The sequence below is a fragment of the Ligilactobacillus faecis genome, from assembly GCF_029889745.1.
GTDB classification, from domain to species: domain Bacteria; phylum Bacillota; class Bacilli; order Lactobacillales; family Lactobacillaceae; genus Ligilactobacillus; species Ligilactobacillus faecis.
Genome location: NZ_CP123639.1, coordinates 139894 through 158769 on the forward strand (window position 1 = coordinate 139894; position 18876 = coordinate 158769).

General features: G+C 38.5%; 22 protein-coding genes. 4 read left to right on the plus strand and 18 right to left on the minus strand.

Annotated elements, in window-relative coordinates; translation table 11 throughout:
• Positions 1-92 precede the first annotated feature (92 nt).
• The 13 genes from QFX10_RS00720 to ccpA form a co-directional block, all read right to left on the minus strand.
• Positions 93-1472: an amino acid permease gene (locus QFX10_RS00720; RefSeq protein WP_280606357.1), complete on the minus strand. Its 1380-nt coding sequence runs from the start codon at positions 1470-1472 to the stop codon at positions 93-95.
• Positions 1473-1831: 359 nt separating this feature from the next.
• Entirely contained in the window at positions 1832-2842 is a 1011-nt protein-coding gene (locus QFX10_RS00725) for a class I SAM-dependent methyltransferase (RefSeq protein ID WP_280606358.1), read from the minus strand.
• A 117-nt stretch (positions 2843-2959) separates the two neighbouring features.
• Positions 2960-3253: a hypothetical protein gene (locus QFX10_RS00730; RefSeq protein ID WP_280606359.1), complete on the minus strand. Its 294-nt coding sequence runs from the start codon at positions 3251-3253 to the stop codon at positions 2960-2962.
• Positions 3254-3263: 10 nt separating this feature from the next.
• On the minus strand, positions 3264-3671 hold the full coding sequence (locus tag QFX10_RS00735; protein WP_280606360.1) for a ComGF family competence protein: 408 nt from the start codon (positions 3669-3671) through the stop codon (positions 3264-3266).
• Positions 3672-3681: 10 nt separating this feature from the next.
• Positions 3682-3870 carry a hypothetical protein gene (locus QFX10_RS00740; protein ID WP_280606361.1) on the minus strand — a complete coding sequence of 63 codons (189 nt, stop codon included), beginning with the start codon at positions 3868-3870 and terminating at the stop codon, positions 3682-3684.
• A 292-nt stretch (positions 3871-4162) separates the two neighbouring features.
• Complete coding sequence (locus tag QFX10_RS00745) at positions 4163-4591, minus strand: hypothetical protein (RefSeq protein WP_280606362.1); 429 nt, start codon at positions 4589-4591, stop codon at positions 4163-4165.
• A gap of 2 nt (positions 4592-4593) precedes the next feature.
• A complete protein-coding gene (locus QFX10_RS00750) occupies positions 4594-4893 on the minus strand; it encodes a prepilin-type N-terminal cleavage/methylation domain-containing protein (protein WP_280606363.1) in 300 nt (99 codons plus the stop codon).
• Between the two features lie 17 nt (positions 4894-4910).
• On the minus strand, positions 4911-5978 hold the full coding sequence (gene comGB / locus QFX10_RS00755; protein ID WP_280606364.1) for a competence type IV pilus assembly protein ComGB: 1068 nt from the start codon (positions 5976-5978) through the stop codon (positions 4911-4913).
• Positions 5914-6882: a competence type IV pilus ATPase ComGA gene (comGA, locus tag QFX10_RS00760; RefSeq protein ID WP_280606365.1), complete on the minus strand. Its 969-nt coding sequence runs from the start codon at positions 6880-6882 to the stop codon at positions 5914-5916. The genes comGB and comGA overlap by 65 nt, the downstream gene beginning before the upstream one ends.
• Before the next feature lie 107 nt (positions 6883-6989).
• The gene (gene rbsK / locus QFX10_RS00765; RefSeq protein WP_280606366.1) at positions 6990-7919 is read right to left on the minus strand and encodes a ribokinase; all 930 of its coding nucleotides are present in this window, start codon (positions 7917-7919) and stop codon (positions 6990-6992) included.
• 168 nt (positions 7920-8087) lie between these two features.
• A complete protein-coding gene (locus QFX10_RS00770; protein WP_280606367.1) occupies positions 8088-8819 on the minus strand; it encodes a YebC/PmpR family DNA-binding transcriptional regulator in 732 nt (243 codons plus the stop codon).
• A 62-nt stretch (positions 8820-8881) separates the two neighbouring features.
• Positions 8882-9409, minus strand: a complete 528-nt coding sequence (locus QFX10_RS00775; protein WP_280606368.1) for a VanZ family protein — start codon at positions 9407-9409, stop codon at positions 8882-8884.
• Between the two features lie 51 nt (positions 9410-9460).
• On the minus strand, positions 9461-10468 hold the full coding sequence (ccpA, locus tag QFX10_RS00780) for a catabolite control protein A (RefSeq protein ID WP_280606369.1): 1008 nt from the start codon (positions 10466-10468) through the stop codon (positions 9461-9463).
• Between the two features lie 364 nt (positions 10469-10832).
• Here ccpA and QFX10_RS00785 point away from each other — a divergent pair, with 364 nt between their 5' ends.
• Positions 10833-11936, plus strand: a complete 1104-nt coding sequence (locus tag QFX10_RS00785) for a M24 family metallopeptidase (RefSeq protein WP_280606370.1) — start codon at positions 10833-10835, stop codon at positions 11934-11936.
• A gap of 80 nt (positions 11937-12016) precedes the next feature.
• Here the strand turns inward: QFX10_RS00785 and QFX10_RS00790 are convergent, their stop codons facing one another.
• Positions 12017-12481 carry a hypothetical protein gene (locus QFX10_RS00790; RefSeq protein WP_280606371.1) on the minus strand — a complete coding sequence of 155 codons (465 nt, stop codon included), beginning with the start codon at positions 12479-12481 and terminating at the stop codon, positions 12017-12019.
• Positions 12482-12657: 176 nt separating this feature from the next.
• Positions 12658-13071, minus strand: coding sequence for a DUF948 domain-containing protein (locus QFX10_RS00795; RefSeq protein ID WP_280606372.1), 414 nt, complete (start codon positions 13069-13071; stop codon positions 12658-12660).
• A 131-nt stretch (positions 13072-13202) separates the two neighbouring features.
• On the opposite strand from QFX10_RS00795, the gene QFX10_RS00800 reads away from it, so the two are divergent.
• Entirely contained in the window at positions 13203-14126 is a 924-nt protein-coding gene (locus QFX10_RS00800; protein WP_280606373.1) for a mechanosensitive ion channel family protein, read from the plus strand.
• Between the two features lie 25 nt (positions 14127-14151).
• Here the strand turns inward: QFX10_RS00800 and cbpB are convergent, their stop codons facing one another.
• Positions 14152-14631, minus strand: a complete 480-nt coding sequence (gene cbpB, locus QFX10_RS00805; protein ID WP_280606374.1) for a cyclic-di-AMP-binding protein CbpB — start codon at positions 14629-14631, stop codon at positions 14152-14154.
• A gap of 266 nt (positions 14632-14897) precedes the next feature.
• On the opposite strand from cbpB, the gene QFX10_RS00810 reads away from it, so the two are divergent.
• Both QFX10_RS00810 and QFX10_RS00815 read left to right on the plus strand, forming a co-directional pair.
• The gene (locus QFX10_RS00810) at positions 14898-15635 is read left to right on the plus strand and encodes an MIP/aquaporin family protein (protein WP_280606375.1); all 738 of its coding nucleotides are present in this window, start codon (positions 14898-14900) and stop codon (positions 15633-15635) included.
• A 76-nt stretch (positions 15636-15711) separates the two neighbouring features.
• Complete coding sequence (locus QFX10_RS00815; RefSeq protein ID WP_280606376.1) at positions 15712-16398, plus strand: CPBP family intramembrane glutamic endopeptidase; 687 nt, start codon at positions 15712-15714, stop codon at positions 16396-16398.
• Between the two features lie 42 nt (positions 16399-16440).
• Here the strand turns inward: QFX10_RS00815 and QFX10_RS00820 are convergent, their stop codons facing one another.
• Complete coding sequence (locus tag QFX10_RS00820) at positions 16441-17793, minus strand: glucose-6-phosphate isomerase (RefSeq protein WP_280606377.1); 1353 nt, start codon at positions 17791-17793, stop codon at positions 16441-16443.
• A 161-nt stretch (positions 17794-17954) separates the two neighbouring features.
• Positions 17955-18815, minus strand: coding sequence for a GRP family sugar transporter (locus tag QFX10_RS00825; protein ID WP_280606378.1), 861 nt, complete (start codon positions 18813-18815; stop codon positions 17955-17957).
• Positions 18816-18876: the final 61 nt, after the last annotated feature.

The window sequence follows — 18876 nt, forward strand, 5'->3', positions numbered from 1 at the left end:
CCTTTCTCTCATTCCTCACTCTTATTAGTATAGCTGATATTTGACTTAAAGGTAACAAAAAAAGAGACCGCTCAGATCTCTTTTTTAAGCAATTAATCATTCATTAGTTTTTGTCGCTTTTTGCGGAAGCGATTAACTGTAAAGAGGATGATAAACCAGATGATAGCGGCTAATAATGCCATCAAAGTTTCTTTTGCAAAGCACATGATCACACAAACAAAGATCAAAAATGCCAAAACTAAATAATCAGACAATGGATATAAAGGCATTTTAAAAGTCACTTCATTTTTAAGGTGTTTTGCTTTTAACTCTTTTCTATATTTTAAATGTGCTAAAACGATCGCACCCCAGATAAATAAAAAGCACGTCGTGGCAACACTTGAAATGAAAGTAAAGAGCGCGGCATTAGGGATCACCAAATTAGCTACAACTGTCAAAGCAATGATCGCCGTAGAAAACTTGATCGCATTTGCTGGCACTTGATGCTTTGAAAGTTGACTCATTTTTTTAGCAAAACGTCCTTTTTCCTTATAGGTCAATGAAAAAACCATCCGTCCTGTATTAAAGATCGAACTGTTGCAGGCAGAAGCAGCCGCCGTTAAAACAACAAAATTGATGATCCCCGCAGCTGCTGGGATCCCAATATTTTCAAAGACTTGGACAAACGGACTTTGCGAGGGGGTGATCGCTTTCCAAGGATAAATGCACATTAAAGCTAACAAAGACCCTACATAAAAAATAATGATCCTTAAAGGGATCTCATTGATCGCTTTTGGGATAACAGTCTTAGGATCTTGCGTTTCTGAAGCAGTTACTCCAATCATTTCGATCCCAATAAACCCAAAAGTGACCATTTGAAATGACATTAAGAAACCACCGAAACCTCTTGGAAAGAGCCCACCATAATCAACTAAATTTTGAACTGAAGCTTGTCCACTAGATGTTTTATAACCGATAGCAACTAAAACGATCCCAATGCCGATCAAAGCAATGATCGCAATAACTTTGATCAGCGCAAACCAAAACTCTGTCTCACCAAATAGAGCAACGGTGATCAAATTCAACCCAAGTAAGATCGCAAGGATCACAAATCCTGGGATCCATTCTGGAATATTAGGGAACCAATAATGAATATACATCCCACTTGCTGTTACGTCAGCCATAGCGATCGTGATCCAACAGATCCAATAAGTCCAGCCAGTGACAAAACCCACATCTTTTCCTAAATATCGCGCAATAAAATCAATAAACGAATGTGTTTTCAGATCAGATAATAATAATTCTCCCATGGCCCGCATCAACAAAAAACAAATGAGCCCTGTGATCAAATACGCTAACACGATCGACGGTCCAGCTAATTGGATCGATTTCCCTGAACCAAGGAAAAGTCCCGTTCCGATCGTCCCACCTAATGCGATCAGTTGCACATGGCGACTTTTTAAACCACGTGCATATTGTTCTTCATTTTCCATAAAAATCTCCCTTTTAATATTTCATACAATTAGTTTAGCTTAAATTTATTATCAAGTAAAATTCAACTATTTCATTTTTAGTTGAATTTTATTCATCTAAAAATGAACCTGAGCCACCAAATTATGGATTATGTAGCAGATAAGTGAACACAGTTAGATCTGTTGCAATATCGCTCCATTTAAATGTTAGTCTCATAAATTTACTGAACTGTCAGCCTCTAACCTTAAACTTTAGCATATTATTGCATAAAAAAAGCGCTACAGAGCATGCCTTTTAAAGGCGATACTTTCTAGCGCTTTTAGGAAAGTTTTTCCTAGCTCTATATTTAAATTAGAAATCAAACTACACTCAAGCGTCACTATTTAAAATTCGCTTGTTGCCAAGCTTCGATCTCACCCATAAATTTCAAAAATTCAGGTCGATTTTTCAACAACGGAAACTCACCTAATAAGATCGGTTTAGCTTGCTTAGACTTTGAACCTTTCTTTTGGATCAACAAAAGAGCTTTCTGCGATTTTTTATTGATAAACAATTTTTCAGGTAAGTTTAGAAAGCCTTGAAGATATCCTTCAGCTTGAATGACACCTAGTAGCTTTTTAGCTTCAGGTACATCAAATAATTGGCTTGGAACTGTAAAGATCCCCCAACCACCATCATTTAAATTCAACAAAGCTTGCTCGATCAATAGATGGTGCACGTATGAATGCCCTTCATCAAAAGCCGATTTGAAACTTTTGACCCGCTCATCTAATGGATAATAGCCGATCGGTAGATCCCCGATCACGATATCTACTTTAGGGACCTCTAAGGGTGCTAACGCATCTTGATGATATAAAGTAACATCTTCACCCACTAATTGGGTAGCAATACTAGCCAAAGATAACATCGTATCATCATTATCGATCCCATAAACTTTCAAATTTTCAAAACCACTTTTAGCCAACGTACTCGTCACAGCTAAAAGCAAATTACCTGTACCAACAGTAAGATCTAATAAACTTTTGTTTTTTTGATCTTTAACTAATTTTTCGATCAAATAAGCAATAATAAAACCGATCGTATCAGGGGTCATTTGATGATTTGCTTGAATTTTTTCTTTCTTATATGCTTGTAAGAGCGTTAATTGGAACAATGCTCTTTTTTCTTCACTTGAAAGCTTACTTAAATCGATCTTTTGGTAAAGTTCTTTTAACTTAGCTACCGTTTTCTCGGTCGGAAGTCCATCTTCGATCTGGATCTTCCCTCCTGCTAAAAGATTATCGAAAGATTCGATCAACGCATCTAATGCTGAACAGGAAAGATCAGCTTGTAACAAAGTGATCGTTTCATTCATCACTTGAAATTCTTTTTCAATATTTTCTAAAGCCATTTTCCACACCCTAACAAAATTATCTCTTCTCTATTTTTGGTAGAACTAGTTATGAATATTCAGTTTTACGCTAAAACATTCTAACACATCTAAAAGACTTTTGTTAAGTTCAGGCTTTCATTCGTCTGCAAACCACATCATATAACTTTGTCCAGTCTTCAATTCAACTAGATCATGATCTTTATATCTTGTCACAGTTCCCCGATCAAAAAATAATGTCTGCGCTTCACTGATCTGCATCCCTTGAGCTACTTTATCCAAAGCTTTAGCTGTATAATAGTGCTTTTGAGCTTGATATAAACTAACATGCTGTTCGTAAAGTCTTAATTGCGTGTAAAATAATATACTTACCCCTAATAAGAAAAGAAGCGCGGTACTTAAAAACGTCCCCGTCAATGTCTTTTTCCGCATTTCCCACCTCTCAGCTCGATAGATTTCGTTTTAAAAAAATCTTTGTTTCATAATGAACTTGATGGATCTTAACGTGTAATATCAGCGTATTTTTGTCGATCTGATAAGAAAAAGCTGTCACTCCATACAACAATGGCATATAACCGCCACCTTCGACCGTACTCATAATAAGTCGTTCATCTTTTTGGTGCAATTCATAATGTTTTTGACTCAATTCACTATATATAAAATCATGTTCTCCTACCCGATCGATCACAAAACGAGCTTTCTCTGAGTTCAAATAACTGACTAACCGTTCCCACTCAAAACGATCGTCTCTCTCATCAGCATGTCTTTCTTGGTGTAAAACGTTACTTAGATCTAGCAACCAATAAAAACCTAACGCACATATGAATAGCGCCACAACTGCTTCACTCAAAGTAAAAGCTTTAGTTTTTAGGTAGATACTTAAATGAACTCTTTTGCTGATGCATTTCAACAACTAATTCGACCTTTCTTTTTTGATCTTTTTGGCTTAACTTTTGAGCTAAGCGCCCACTTTCATACAAAAGTTTTTGCTCTAAAACTAATGCTTGTTGCGCTTGGTGTTCAGCCTTTTGTAAACGTAACTGCGTCACACAAAACATTCCGGACACAATCACTAAAACAAACATCCCACTACACGCATCCGCCAATAAGAATGCTCTCACTTATAATTTTCTGGCTATATAAAATGTGAACAAACATGATCTTTTCCATCGGATGATCATATTATTTGGAAAGAAATATAGCTCCTCCTCTCTTGATTTTTACTACCATCAACAGCTATGTTCTCATAAATCACATTGACTGCACTGAATTTATATATTCGCTTCACATTTTATCTTTCTTACGCATACATACTATATTCGATCACATTTTCAGTAACAGTCAAGCATGTTTCTTTTCAACGATCCGATATTGTCCTCCGTACCCCAGCTGGAATCTTAGCGAATAGTTTTTACCTAAAGTAGATCGAAATATTTCTGTTTGTGGATGTACGGCTAAAGTACCACTTAATAAATATTGTCTGGGAGGACCTACATGTTTTAAAGTTCTGGGATATTTGATGACTTTCTCTGGTTTATCACCTTGAAAAAAAGAAACATGGTCTTCTAAAAAAATGACATTGACTGGATAATTTTTTTGGATAGCTCGATAAAATTGTCCCGCCCATTCAGCACGTAACTCTCGAAAAAAATCTTCCTCACGTAAAGCTTCGACAGTCTGCTGATCCAATGTAAACCCTAGCCAAAATAAAAAACAACTGATCAATAAAACAAGACTTGTTTCTAAGAGGGTAAATCCTTTGAGTTGCATTACTATTCCTGCTTTCCGATCTTCAAATGGTGCTTTTCAACTTCTTTTACTTGTCGTGCCGTCAAATAGCCCTCTTTTTCAAGTTGCTCAGGAGCAATGCTATTCAAAGCCACATCTTTTTCATCAGCATACAACTGCGCTTGCGTATTTAACTCTGCTTGCAATGCTTGTGTATTGACATTTTCAGCATTTGTCCGCTGTTTAGTAATGTTGGGGATGATGATCAAGATCAACAAACTAATAATGAATAAGACAACTGACATCTCTAATAAAGTAAATGCTTCAACCTTTTTCTTCTCCATGTTTGATCCTTCTTTTATCAATAAGCGCCCAGTGTTTCTAAACTAGAATACATTGGAAGTAACAAGGCTAAATAGGTCCCAACTATGATCATCGCGATCACGATAAAAAATATGGGTTGGACCCAAGCGATCATCTTATCTGTCAAATAAAGCAAACGTTTATAAGCTAATTGTGCATAAGTCATCAGATCTGTCCCCAACTCTGCTTTTGTTTTTCCTTTTTTAAAAAAAGCACTCAGCTCATTTGGAATAAATGGATACTGTGAGATAAGGTCATCAAAATTATTTCCATGTGATACCTCTCTAGCTAAGAGTTTGCCTAATTGATGTAATAAAGTTTTTTTATCAAATGTTTGCAACAACTGACAGATCTGCTGAAATTCAAGCCCACTTTCGATCAAGAGACCTAAGTTAAATGTCATATAATAACTACAATATTGACGATAAAGTTTTCCTACGAGCGGTAAGCAACTATACCAGCTGTGGCGATCCAAGACCGCACAGTGTTTGAGCCAATATAGCGTCTTTAAAAGGTAACCACTAAAAATAAGAACCCCACCACCTAAAATAAATCTGCTACTTTTAAATCCTAGCTTGACCAGCCCAGTTGCTTTATCAGGGGCAAATTGTAGCATCTCTGGAACTAGCCACATTTTGATCCCAAGTAATAAGAAAAGCAAAAGACTTAACAGTAAGAACGGATAGAGCAAAACAGCTCGAAGCTTTTCTTGTTGCGCGATCCGAAGATTCAAATAACGCCCTAACTGAGTAACGCTTTTTTCTAATTGACCATGTTTTTCTGCGATCACTAATTGACAATATAAGCTAGGCGTCAAATACTCCTTCATAGCCACACTAAAAGAGCTACCTGCAGCTAATTTATCCATAACTTGCTCAGCACCTCGATGTTTAAAGAAAACTCTTAGTTGATCTAACGAACGTTTTAAAGAAAAACCTGCAGCTAATAATTCAGCCAAAGTGCTCAGAAATTCGGCTTGTTGTTTTAGTGGCCAGCGCTTGTTATCCTTCAAGAAAAGCTTGTTTCGTTCTTTTAGTGATCTTACCTTCTGCAACCGATCGTTCAAGTTCATCCCTCCATTCTTTTGTCATCGTCATTTCACTCCGAAAGACTGTTTTAAATTCTTGTTTAAATATTAAATCAAACAAAACAGCTTGCGTGCCATCTTTGAGGGGTAAAAGTCGTTGATAACTAAAGCATTGCGTCACTTGTAAAACATCTTTTTTCGCCAACCCTAGATCTTCTAAACGAGTCAAGATCCCTGTAGCACTCATTGCATGGACCGTGCTTAAAACTAAATGACCACTCAAAGCTGCCGTCAAGGCAATATGTGCCGTTTGTGTATCACGGATCTCGCCGATGATGAAGATGTCGGGATGATGTCTTAAGGCTGCCTTTAACAGTATTTCATAACTCATCTGTGCAGGCTCATTTACTTCAAGTTGCAAAAAAGAATCGTCTTTGATCTCAACTGGATCTTCAATGCACATTACTTGTTGATCAGTTAGTTTTTTAGCTAGTTGGTACATTGTCGTTGTCTTACCTGATCCCATCGGTCCTGCTAAGAGGACCAACCCCTTTTTTTGACAGACATTCTCTAACCGTGACCATTGTTTCAGATCAAGAAAGTTTTTAGTTGCACGCTCTAGTGGGTAGATCAAACGGATCACTAGTGACTCTCTTCCTAAAAAATCACCGACTGTTGATAAACGTAAAAAAATCTCATTCCCCGCCAAAGTCACTGTCAATGCACCAAGCTGCGGGCGACGTTGTTCACTTAACATCATATTTGCTTGAAATTTGAAATACGCGATCATCTGCTGTGCACTAGCTTTTTTTAACTTAGTGATCATTTGATAGGTGCCTTGACAAAAAAACTTGACAATGTAATCTTTTCCCCCTGGCAAGAGCAAAATATCTCCAGCCCGTTTAGCAAACGCTTGTTGCAATAATTCATCTGCCAGTCGCATCTTCTTTTCCTCCCTTCACTTTATAAATACGCAAAAAGGCAGATTTTTTTGAACAAAAAAATTCCGTCTAAAATAGTTATCATTTTAGCCGGAATTATCAAGTATTTTTAGTAATCTGTTGCAGAACCAAGTGCTTCGTTAACTGTTTCAAGTCTTGGGATCGATGGGATAGCACCGATCTTTTGAACTGCTAAGGCAGAGGCCATACTAGCAAAAACGATCGCTTCAGCAATATTAGTCAGATCTCGATCTAATTGTGAACTCAACGCACCTAAGAAAGTATCGCCAGCAGCTGTTGTATCAACAGCTGTAACTTTGAAAGCTTTAATAAACCCTTCAGCCTCACTCGTCTTATAATAGGCCCCTTTACTTCCAAGCGTGATGATCGTATTTTGGACCCCTAATTTAGCTAATTTCTCAGCGGCTGCACGCCATGTATCTTCTTCCACTACTTTGATGCCTGTCAAGATCTCAGTTTCAGTTTCATTTAACACGATCAGATCAACATTTTCCAAAAGTTCTTTTGGGACCCGTTTAGCTGGGGCTGGATTCAAGATCGTCACAACACCATTTTCTTTAGCATAAGCAAAGGCTTTGATCGCCTGCTCGATCGGTGTTTCAAATTGTGTGATCAAAAAATCAGAGTCTTTGATCTTTGGTTTAGCAGCTTCGATATCTGTTGCAGTCAAAGCTTGATTGGCTCCCCCCAAGACTAAAATACTATTCTCACCATTTTCTTGTAATAAAATAAAGGCTTGTCCTGTCTCAGCATCGGCCAAAGTGACACTACTTGTATCGATCTTTGCATCTTCTAAATAAGTACGCATCAGCTTTCCTTGCTCATCAGCTCCTATTTTCCCGATAAAAGCTGTTCTTGCACCAGAACGAGCAGCTGCGATCGCTTGGTTAGATCCTTTACCCCCACCTGCGATCTGCTTATCAGTCATCGTCATCGTTTCACCTGGTAATGGTAGACGTTTGATCTGCATAATATGATCGACATTTAGGCTCCCTAGAACTGTTACTCTATTTACCATTATTGATCCTCCGTACTTTTGTCTGTAAACATTATAATATATCTGCCCCCTCTTAGACAACAAAGGCTTAAGCAAAAGTTAACGAGGAAATATATCTGTTTAGATAAAATATTACTACTTTAATTGCACAAAAAAAGACCACACTAAAATGTGGCCTTTTTGATCTATTTAATCTTCATCGGGAAATTCAGCAGATGTAAAGACTTCAGAAACATCATCTTCATCTTCTAAACGATCGATCAAACGTTGAAGTTGTTCAACTTTATCTTCTGGCACTGGTACTGTATTTTGTGGTACCATTGTGATCTCAGCTGAATCAAGATCATATTTAGCTTGCAATGCATCTCTTACATCTTCAAAGATCTTTGGCTCTGTATAGATTTCAAAAACTTCTTCTGAAGTTTGGAGATCTTCAGCACCAGCTTCGATCACATCTTCAAACATTTGATCTTCATCAACATCTAGACCTTCACGTACGATCGCAATGTAACCTTTGCGATCGAACATAAAACTAACTGAGCCTGTCTCACCTAAGTTCCCACCATTTCGGTTGAAATCTGTACGTACGGCTGACGCTGTTCGGTTACGGTTATCTGTCAAAGCATGCACTAAGATCGCTACCCCTGCAGGACCATAACCTTCATAGGTGATTTCTTCATAGTTAGCACCATTTGCACCAGTAGCCTTATCAAGAGCACGTTTGATGTTGTCTTTTGGCATATTAGCAGCACGAGCTTTTTCCATTACAAGGCGCAATTGTGGGTTGGCGTCTGGGTCAGGACCGCCACTCTTTGCAGCCATATATAGGTCTCGTGAGATTTTTTGGAAAATTTTTCCACGTTTTGCATCTTGGGCATTTTTACGCCCTTGGATGTTATGCCATTTTGAATGTCCTGACATTTCTAAATACCTCTTTCCGAAAAGTAAAATTTAGCAATATAGCCGTGTCTATTTTATCAAAATTACTTTTTATCTGCAAGCGCACGCATTGCGTTTTTCCGTCTTTGATAATACGCAAGTATCGCTTTGATGACTAAGATCCCACATAAAGCCCCACAAGAGTCTAGGAGCACATCCTGAACTAACGGCGTTCTTCCGCCTGTCAACATCTGATGAAATTCATCAAAACTTGCATAAGCCACAGCTAAAATAAATGCACTCATAAACGCTTTTTTTGAACTAAGACGTCCAACAAGTCCCAGATAAGTAAATGCTGCTAGTAAGAAATAAGTTCCAAAATGAGCAGCTTTTCGTATAAAAAATTCGACAAATCTATAGTAGCCAACAGCTTGGATACTGATCGTTTTACCAGCGTAATCAAACGAGATATGTGAAAGAAACGTTTCCAAAGGACGGCTTGTCAAATATTTTTCTAAAAATGGGACCGAAGTTTGTTGCTTATAGGTCATCGAAGAACTGACAAACAAGATCGCGAGCAATAACAGACTTCCGCCTAAACATAAATTTTGAATCACTTTCTTTTTTTGCATAGATCCTCTTTTCAAAAAAACGAGTAAGTCAAACTTACCCGTCTACTTTCCTTATTTTGTCGAAGCGCGCTTGATGTAGCCATATGGAAGTTCGATCGTTTTCTTGTCTTCGGACATGTCTTCTTTATTCATCATCTTTGTCAAGAAACGCATCGAAACAGCTCCAATATCATATAACGGTTGCGTGATCGACGAAAGCTGTGGTCGAACGATCTCAGTCAATTTTGAATTATTACTTGTAACGATCTCAAATTCTTGTGGTACGCTAACTCCAGCATCTTGAGCCCCATTCAAAACGCCACAAGCCAATTCATCATCCCCAACATAAGCAGCTGTGGCTTTAGCAGACGCTAAGGCCGGCCATAAAACTTCACCTGAACGGTAACTATAATCTGTCTCAAAGATCAATTCTGGATCATATTCGATCCCATGTTTTGCTAAAGCTTGTTTATAACCTTTGAGCCGGAACTCACCATTGATCGGATCTTGTAAAGGTCCTGAGATGAAGGCAACACGTTTATTACCGTGATTCAAGAGATCAGAAACCGCCTCTTCTACAGCTGCCACGTAGTCCACATGAACACTCTCAACTTCTTCTTTGGCATCAACTGAACCAGCTAAAACGATCGGTGTCTTAGCTCGAGCAAATTGAGCACGTAATTCATCAGTCAAGTTATTGCCCATAAAAATGATCCCATCAACTTGTTTCGCCAACAAAGTATTCAATACTTGAGCTTCTTTTTGCGCGTTACCATCAGAATTGGCCAAGATAATATTATATTTATACATTGATGCAACATCATCGATCCCGCGTGCCAATGAAGAAAAGTAAACATTTGTCACGTCTGGAATGATGACCCCAACGGTCGTTGTCTTTTTGCTTGCTAAACCACGAGCAACTGCGTTTGGACGGTAATCCAAACGATCGATCACTTCTAAAACTTTCTTACGTGTTGCTGGTTTAACGTTAGGATTTCCGTTAACGACCCGAGACACAGTCGCCATGGAAACATTTGCTTCACGTGCCACATCATAAATCGTTATCGTTTGTTTTTCCATGATATTATCCTCTCATAAATTTTATTTTCAATATCGTTTTCAATTCGACGCTTTTTAATTTATCAAAGTTTCTAACTAATTGCAAGCGTTTCACGAATTTTAACTACATCTTTTTCATTTCTCTTTCATTATAGCTATCGTAAAAACAAGCTCTAGTTTGAACTATGATATAATAAAGACGATTTACGATCATTGGCCCAAGCTGCTTGCTTCTTAGCCATAAGGAAGTCAAAAATGTGAAGTGGTATTAAGAACAGCTCAGCCCAACTTGACCGCAAATAAATCAACAAGAAAGGAAAACTATATGACCTTTCTTCAAATATGCACCTGCTTATTTGTTCACATTTTATATAGCAATATGCTTATGTCACATCTTACGACAGTTCAAAACTGGCTCGAACAAAATAAATTCGATATCGCTTATGTTAGCGATTGGCACAATATCCAATATTTTACTGGTTTTGGTAGTGATCCGATCGAACGGACTTTGGCACTTTTCATTTTCCCCGATAAAGATCCTTTTATCTTTGCCCCAGCTCTAGAAGTCGAAGCTGTTAAAAAAGCCGGATGGCCTTATCCTGTTTACGGCTACCTTGATCATGAGGACCCTTATGCTTTGATCAAAAAACATATCCTTGCTTTGACAAGTGCTCCTAAAAAATGGGCTTTAGAAAAAAATGCTCTCACAGTCGAACGCTATGAAAAGTTAAAGACCAATTTCCCAGAAGCTTCCTTTACAGGTGATATCTCCAGTTTGATCGAGCATGAAAAGCTCTTCAAAACGCCTGCCGAGATCGAAAAACTCAAAGTCGCTGGCAAATGGGCTGATGTAGCTTTTGAAGTTGGCTTTAAAGCACTCTCAACTTCACGTACAGAACAAGACATCGTGGCCGAGATCGAATATGAGATGAAGAAAAACGGGATCATGCATATGAGCTTTGATACGATCATTCAAAGTGGTGCCAATGCTGCCGATCCGCACGGTGCACCTAAAGCAGATCTGATCAAACCAAATGCCTTATGCTTATTTGATCTAGGAGTCGAATATGCTGGCTATATGTCTGACGCTTCACGGACTGTTGCTTTTGGTGAAGTTGATCAAAAATCAGCTGAGATCTATCAAGTTTGTCTTGAAGCACAACTTGCTGCTATGGCTGCCGCTCGTCCAGGGATCACTGCGCAAGAATTAGATAAGATCGCACGGGATATTATTACTAAAGCTGGTTATGGCGAATACTTCATCCATCGTTTAGGTCATGGGATCGGTCAAAGCGACCATGAATTTCCATCGATCATGGAAGGAAATGAACTTGTCTTAGAACCAGGCATGTGCTTCTCGATCGAACCAGGGATCTACATTCCACAAGTTGCTGGAGTACGGATCGAAGATTGTGTATATATCACTGAAGATGGTTGTGAAGCTTTCACCCACACACCAAAAGAACTTTTAGTTTTACCAGTGAAATAGATCATTTTGACAAAAAGACCGATAGAGTTCGTAACATTTAGCTCTATCGGTCTTTTTTACCATCAAATCATTCTAAAAAACTAGTTGTTATGTGGGTAAAATGTCTCAGTTGGACGTTCATAAGGTTGATCTTTAGCTTCTCCAAAAGCAGAACGGCCATCGATCACGATATCATCATTCCAGTCATCAGCACTATCTTCTTGTGCAAGATCTTCAAATTTGTCTTTTGTCGCTTCTAACCGTTCTTTAAGATCAGCTGTTGCTTGCTTTAAAGAGGCAAAGGCCTCTTTAACTGCTTGGTCATTTTTAAGTTCATCTGCCCGAGATACAACTTTATCTTTCAAAGAGTCGATCCCTTTATCCTCAAGATAATCTTGCATGTATTGATTATATTTTAAAGCTTTCTCGCGTCCGTTCAAAACAGCTTCATCTAACTTCATTGCTAACTTATCTTTTTGTTCGTTCGTCAATTTTTTTGTCACTGCAGCAGCTACTCCAGCTCCCGCTACTAAGGCGCCTAAACCAAATAATAATTTTTTACCCATAATATCTCACGCTCTATAAGATGTAATTAAGTTCACAAGAACCCCAAAAAGCTTATAGATCTTCCTTTCTTTAAAATACTTTGCTGTCGGTCTTTATTTTAAAACCCCATTTGAAACACTAGATATCCGAGTTACATCGATCTTTTTGCGAATATCACTGCTTAGCTAAAGTAAGCCTATTTTCGTTTATCTTTATGACGTTGGTAAAAACCAGCTGCCATCTTTCCAAAGCGTAAAGCAAGACTTGCTTTAGCAGCATTTTCAGTGGAACGCGTGATCTTTTCAGCCATTGAACGGCTAGCAGTATTAAGATCAGAGACACTTTCACTTAATTCAGCCGCTGTCCTAAACAACGGATCAAGTTCAGTCGATTTGTGATTGATATCATCCATCAAAACATTCGTTTTTTCAAGTAATTGATCCACATTGCCTGCAATACTTGAGGCATCTTTGGTCAAAGCTTGGATACTACTGTTCATCTCCTTGACCGTTGTTACTAATTGTTTTAGAACAGCGCAAATGAACACGACCAAGATCAAAAATGCTAAAGCTGCGATCAACCCAGCGATCTGCCCAAAGGTTATCGTCATTTTTTTACCTCCATGATCAATTCATTGTCTTTAGAATATCATTCAATCAAAAAAACTTCAATCATAACGCCAAAACCATGTCAAAAATCTGCTATCATAGTTACAGTAAACCAAAATAAAGGATTGAGCCTATGTTATTTTCTTCATTTTTAACAACATCACAGAAAAGTATCTCCTCTGATGTTACTAAGCAAGTAGCTAAACAAACGAATATTTTAGATAATTACATAAAAAATATCAATTGGGACAACATTATTACTAAGATCCTCATGACAACGATCTCTTTAGTCTTGATCTCTTTACTCTTCTTGCTTTTGCATTCGGTCGGTAAAAAAGTTATCCAACGAAGCTTTGCCAGTGCTAAAAATAAAGATTCGCACTATTCACTCGGAAGATTAGGTACGATCTATACCTTGACCCAAAATATCTTCCACTATTGTATTTTGTTTTTTTACTTTTATGCTGTTCTTTCCCTTTTAGGGATCCCAGTTAGCACCCTTTTAGCAAGTGCTGGGATCGTCAGTGTCGCACTTGGTCTAGGAGCACAAGGATTTGTGACAGATATCGTAACTGGCTTTTTCATCTTGCTAGAACAACAATTTTCTGTCGGAGATGTCGTTAAGATCAACTCGATCACCGGTACGATCCATGCCGTCGGTCTACGAACTACCCAAGTCGTAAGTGATGATGGAACTTTAAATTTCATCCCTAATCGAAGTATCACAGTTGTCAGCAATATGTCTCGCAATGATATGCGCGCTGTGATCGACATTCGATTAGATCCTAAAAAAACAAATGCTGAGATGAAAAAAGTCATTGAAGCTGTCAATCAAAAGATCAGTCCGACTCTTCCTGAGATCATCAAAGGTCCTGATATTTTAGGTGTGGTCGATCTAGGAAAAGGAGCCCTTGTTTTTCGTGTCATCGCCTATACAAAAAATGGTGCCCAAGCTAAAGTCCAACGAACTCTTTTAGACCAATATCTCTCTGCTTTAAAGCAAGCTGGCTTTGAGATCCCACTCTCACCTCTTAATTTAACGTCACCAACTAATTAAAGAGCTCCGCGATCGCGGAGCTCTTTTAATTAGTTGATTTTTCTAATGGCAGTAAATAGTAACTTTTTTCAAGATCATGTGCCAAATAATTGATAGCTTTCATTACTTCACGTCTCGTTATGATCCCAGTAAAGATCCCATCATTATCAGTCACTGCCAAAAAAGGTTGGTCTACTAGCAGATGTAAGATCTCTTCCATATTATATGGTAGAGTAACAGTTGGAACATCAACTTGCATAACATCTTTGACTTGGTAACGGCTGAGTTTACTAGGATCGATCCCTGTCAGCCCTAACATCGTATCTGTGATCATCGCAAGCGATAAAAGTCCTTTAAAATGTTGGTCACTATCTAGCACGGGGATCTTAGCATACTTGACTTTTGTTAAAACTAGAAAGGCGTGATCAAGATTATTCGTTTCTTGTACATTAGCTACGATCTCAGCAGGGATCAAAAACTTATCTCGGCGTTTATTTAACATTTCTTCAACTGGTTTTGAAAGCATAAGATCAACTATCATTCCCTTCTCAGTTTTTATCTTTGCTTATTTTTCTTATCAAAAATCGATAACTACCCTTATTGTATGCGTTTTTATAAAAATTACAACTAGATCTTCGATTAGAAAAAACTAATTACATTAAAGAATATCTAAAAAATATCGTTTATTTTGCAAAAAAAATATTCTACATGCCTATTGACACGCACTAGAGCAATGATTATAGTTATATGAGTATTTATATTTCATTGTTTATTTTTTACTAGGAGGAAGCTATGGAATTTCCATTACTTACTAAGCTCGCAGCCGAATTTTTTGGAACTGCGTTAATGATCGTTCTTGGTAACGGTTCGGTCGCAAACGTTGAATTGAAAGGTACTAAAGGCCACCACAGTGGTTGGATCATCATCTCGATCGGATATGGTTTTGCTGTTATGATCCCTGCTTTGATGTTTGGTAGTGTCTCTGGTAACCATATCAACCCAGCATTTACGCTTGGCTTAGCAATTGCTGGGGACTTCCCATGGTCACAAGTTTTACCGTACATAAGTGTTCAATTACTTGGGGCGATCGTTGGTCAATTGATCGTTATCGCGTGCTTTAAACCACACTATGATCTGACTAAAGATCCAGAGGCGATCTTAGCTACATTCTCAACGATCGACGCAACAAAGAGTCGTTTTAACGGTTTCGTCAATGAATTTTTCGGAACATTTACTTTAGTCTTCAGTGCTTTAGCGATCACACATTCGCCGATCTTTGCGCATGGTAACCAAGGTGCTGGTTTTATCGGGATCGGGTTGCTCGTTATGGTTATCGTTACATCTTTTGGGGGGCCGACTGGTCCAGCTTTGAACCCAGCACGTGACTTTGGTCCACGTCTAGTTCATGCTTTATTACCACTTAAGCACAAAGGCTCCTCCCAATGGGATTATGCTTGGATCCCTGTCTTAGCTCCATTTTTAGCTGGTGCTTGTGCAACTTTGCTTTACAAAGCAATTTTTGGTTTATAATATGCTAAAATGAAAAGGCGCGATCTGATCGTTAGCCTTTTTATTTTACCTTCAATCAACTGAAAGGATGCTCTTTATGTCTCAAAATAAATTAACGACAATTGGCCTTTATCTCTGGCGCTTACTTAAGTTTGGTCTTTTATTTGGTTTGATCATCTTGCCACAATTTGCGCTTCTCTTACCTAGTTGGTTTCCCAAAAACTATTCTCCGCTGACTAAAATAGCTGTAGCTTGGCTTTTCTTTAGTTTAGCTTATGTTTTAGCCGTTTTTTGTCTTTTCAAACAATTCAAGCCCCGCAAATTAGCACCGATCAAAGGTAAAATGACCAATGATGTGATCGTCGGTTTTATTGCTTTTTTATTCATCAAGATCTTATATGGCTTTATCAGTAATATTCAAACAACTCAAAATGACGCTGCTTTAAGACAGATGTTTTCGCTCTCGACCTCAGCTATGTTGATGATGACGCTTATGACTATCTTTATGGCTCCACTTTGTGAAGAACTTCTTTTCCGCGGACTCTTTATGCAGTATTTCTTTCCTAATAGTCGTTTTTTAGCGATCTTCTTTAGCGGTGCTTGTTTCGGAGCGATCCATTTCCATAGTGGGGATGACCTAACTGTACTTCTCTTATATATGTCATTTGGCTGGATCTTGGCTTATTACTACAAAAAATCTGACAATCTTTTAGTTCCGATCACGATCCACTTTTTAAATAATCTTCCAGCCGCTTTAGTCATTTTACTTTCTAATTTAGCCTAAAAAAATAGCGCTGCTCCCTACGGAACAGCACTATTTTTTTGCTTATTTATTTAAACGTGCATTAAGTTCTTTTGTCAATTCTTCAAAACCTGGACGTCCAAGTAAAGCAAACATATTCTTCTTGTATGCTTCGACCCCAGGTTGGTTGAATGGGTTGATCCCATTCAAGTAACCTGAAATGCCGACTGCGATCTCAAAGAAGTAGATCATGTAGCCTAATGTATAGGCACTTTGATCTGGGATCGTCACGATCATGTTAGGCACATCACCGTCTGTGTGAGCTAAAACGACACCTTCCATGGCACGGTCGTTGACATAGTTCATTGTCTTACCTTCTAAGTAAGCAAGTCCATCTAAGTTTTCGTCTTCTTTTGGAATGACTGTATCATGTGTTGGTTTAGCAACATGGATCACAGTTTCCATCAAGTTGCGACGTCCTTCTTGGATATATTGACCTAAAGAGTGCAGATCTGTAGTAAAGTTAGCTGATGAAGGATAGATACCTTTTTGATCTTTACCTTCAGATTCACCCATCAATTGTTTCCACCATTCTGCAAAGTATTGCAAGGTTGGTTCGTAGTTTTCCAAGATCTCTGTCGTATATCCTTTACGGTATAAAATGTTACGTAAAGCAGCGTATTGGTAAGCTTCGTTTTTAGCTAGATCTTTATCACTGTAATCGCTGCGAGCATCAGCAGCACCTTGCATCAAAGCATCGATATCTGCGCCAGAAACAGCGATCGGTAAAAGACCAACTGGTGTCAAGACTGAGAAACGACCACCGACATCATCAGGGATCACGAATGTTTCGTAACCTTCAGCATCAGCTTCAGTCTTCAAAGCGCCCCGAGCACGGTCTGTTGTAGCGTAGATCCGCTTTTTAGCGCCTTCTTCACCATATTTTTCGATCAATTTTTCTTTGAAGACACGGAAAGCGATCGATGGTTCTGTTGTTGTACCTGACTTAGAGATCACGTTGACAGAGAAATCTTTATCTCCGATGAGTTCAACTAGATCATGTACATAAGAACCTGAGATCGAGTTACCTGCAAAGAAGATCTGTGGTGCTTTACGCTCTTCTTTTGAAAGTAAGTTGAAGAATGTGTTGTTCAAAAAGTCGATCGCTGCCCGAGCGCCTAAGTAAGAGCCCCCGATCCCGATCACAACTAAAACATCTGAATCAGCTTTGATCTTTTCAGCTGCTTCTTTGATCCGAGCAAATTCTTCTTTGTCATAATCAACTGGAAGATCTAACCAGCCACGAAAATCTGCCCCTGCACCAGTACCTTGGCGTAATTGTTCGTCAGCAGCATTGACCATTGCTTGCATTTCATTTAATTCATTTTCATGAACGAATTTTGTCAAATTGGAACTATCAAATTTAATATGTGCCATCTAACTACCTCTCCTTTATAAAAGATATACTTCTTCGGCTTTAATTATACTATATAATACAGATTTTTAAAGTATAAACACTAGATAAATTAAGATTTTTACTTAAAAATCCTTAAAACCTATTATAAAAAAAGACCATCTCAGTGATAGTCTCTTCTTTTTTATTTTAAAAGCCCTAACATCACACCACCGATGATGACCATCAATGAGCCAAGCGTGACATAGACCATTTCACGTTTTGTTTTATGTTCTCCCAATAAGAGGATCGAACCAAAGGTCGAAATAACGATCCCTGTTTGAGACAGTGAAAAGCTAACTGCTAGACCGATCATCGCTGTAGCTTGGAACATGCATAAATTACCTGTCCCCCAAACTAAACCAGTAACAATGTTTTTGAAACTTTCTTTTTTAAATGCATCTTTTCCAAGCGCAAAAACTGAAGCTCCAGCGACCATCCCGATCGCTTGCGGTAAAACCATCGCTTGTGCATCAACCTTTAAGAAGTTGACTACAACTGTATAACCAAGATAACCAGCTGTCGATAAAACTAAAGCCGTTGTCCCTTTAGCCCAATTTTCGCTTTGACCACCAGTTTGAGCACTCTTGTCACGTAAAGCCGTTAACGTTGCCCCAACGACAAGGATCACTAAAGCAAGTGTCCCTAAAGTCAATTGATGGCTTGTCGTCCATTCATGGAACAAGATCACACCAGCTAAAGCATTCGTTACTAACTGAGCTCCAGTCGAGATCGGAACTGCTTTTGAGATCCCAACAGCTTTCATCGCATGGAACTGTTGGTTTTGTCCTAAACTCCAAAACAGACCTGACAAGATCCCAGCGATCCAAAGTCGCATGTCATTATGCGCTAAAAAATTTCCCGGGGAAACTAATGTCGTTACTAAGGCAAAGAGCAATGCCCCCCATGTCATTCCTAACGTTTGTTGGTTTGCATTTCCACCAAGCTTACCACTGATCAATCCAACACTACCCCATGCGATCGCAGGGATTAAGGCAATCCACATAATAAAACCTCTCTTCGTAAATCAATTTTCTTCTCTAAAACTTATGCAAAAGATATTTTAC

Bases quoted from the DNA above. Each gene is read 5' to 3' on its own strand.
- QFX10_RS00750 (WP_280606363.1), bottom strand. From the start codon at position 4,893: ATGGAGAAGAAAAAGGTTGAAGCATTTACTTTATTAGAGATGTCAGTT.
- QFX10_RS00775 (WP_280606368.1), bottom strand. From the start codon at position 9,409: ATGCAAAAAAAGAAAGTGATTCAAAATTTATGTTTAGGCGGAAGTCTG.
- QFX10_RS00815 (WP_280606376.1), top strand. From the start codon at position 15,712: ATGTCTCAAAATAAATTAACGACAATTGGCCTTTATCTCTGGCGCTTA.
- cbpB (WP_280606374.1), bottom strand. From the start codon at position 14,631: ATGCTTTCAAAACCAGTTGAAGAAATGTTAAATAAACGCCGAGATAAG.
- QFX10_RS00730 (WP_280606359.1), bottom strand. From the start codon at position 3,253: ATGCGGAAAAAGACATTGACGGGGACGTTTTTAAGTACCGCGCTTCTT.
- rbsK (WP_280606366.1), bottom strand. From the start codon at position 7,919: ATGGTAAATAGAGTAACAGTTCTAGGGAGCCTAAATGTCGATCATATT.
- QFX10_RS00810 (WP_280606375.1), top strand. From the start codon at position 14,898: ATGGAATTTCCATTACTTACTAAGCTCGCAGCCGAATTTTTTGGAACT.
- QFX10_RS00820 (WP_280606377.1), bottom strand. From the start codon at position 17,793: ATGGCACATATTAAATTTGATAGTTCCAATTTGACAAAATTCGTTCAT.
- QFX10_RS00725 (WP_280606358.1), bottom strand. From the start codon at position 2,842: ATGGCTTTAGAAAATATTGAAAAAGAATTTCAAGTGATGAATGAAACG.
- ccpA (WP_280606369.1), bottom strand. From the start codon at position 10,468: ATGGAAAAACAAACGATAACGATTTATGATGTGGCACGTGAAGCAAAT.
- QFX10_RS00770 (WP_280606367.1), bottom strand. From the start codon at position 8,819: ATGTCAGGACATTCAAAATGGCATAACATCCAAGGGCGTAAAAATGCC.
- QFX10_RS00720 (WP_280606357.1), bottom strand. From the start codon at position 1,472: ATGGAAAATGAAGAACAATATGCACGTGGTTTAAAAAGTCGCCATGTG.
- QFX10_RS00745 (WP_280606362.1), bottom strand. From the start codon at position 4,591: ATGCAACTCAAAGGATTTACCCTCTTAGAAACAAGTCTTGTTTTATTG.
- QFX10_RS00800 (WP_280606373.1), top strand. From the start codon at position 13,203: ATGTTATTTTCTTCATTTTTAACAACATCACAGAAAAGTATCTCCTCT.
- QFX10_RS00795 (WP_280606372.1), bottom strand. From the start codon at position 13,071: ATGACGATAACCTTTGGGCAGATCGCTGGGTTGATCGCAGCTTTAGCA.
- QFX10_RS00785 (WP_280606370.1), top strand. From the start codon at position 10,833: ATGTCACATCTTACGACAGTTCAAAACTGGCTCGAACAAAATAAATTC.
- QFX10_RS00790 (WP_280606371.1), bottom strand. From the start codon at position 12,481: ATGGGTAAAAAATTATTATTTGGTTTAGGCGCCTTAGTAGCGGGAGCT.
- comGA (WP_280606365.1), bottom strand. From the start codon at position 6,882: ATGCGACTGGCAGATGAATTATTGCAACAAGCGTTTGCTAAACGGGCT.
- QFX10_RS00825 (WP_280606378.1), bottom strand. From the start codon at position 18,815: ATGTGGATTGCCTTAATCCCTGCGATCGCATGGGGTAGTGTTGGATTG.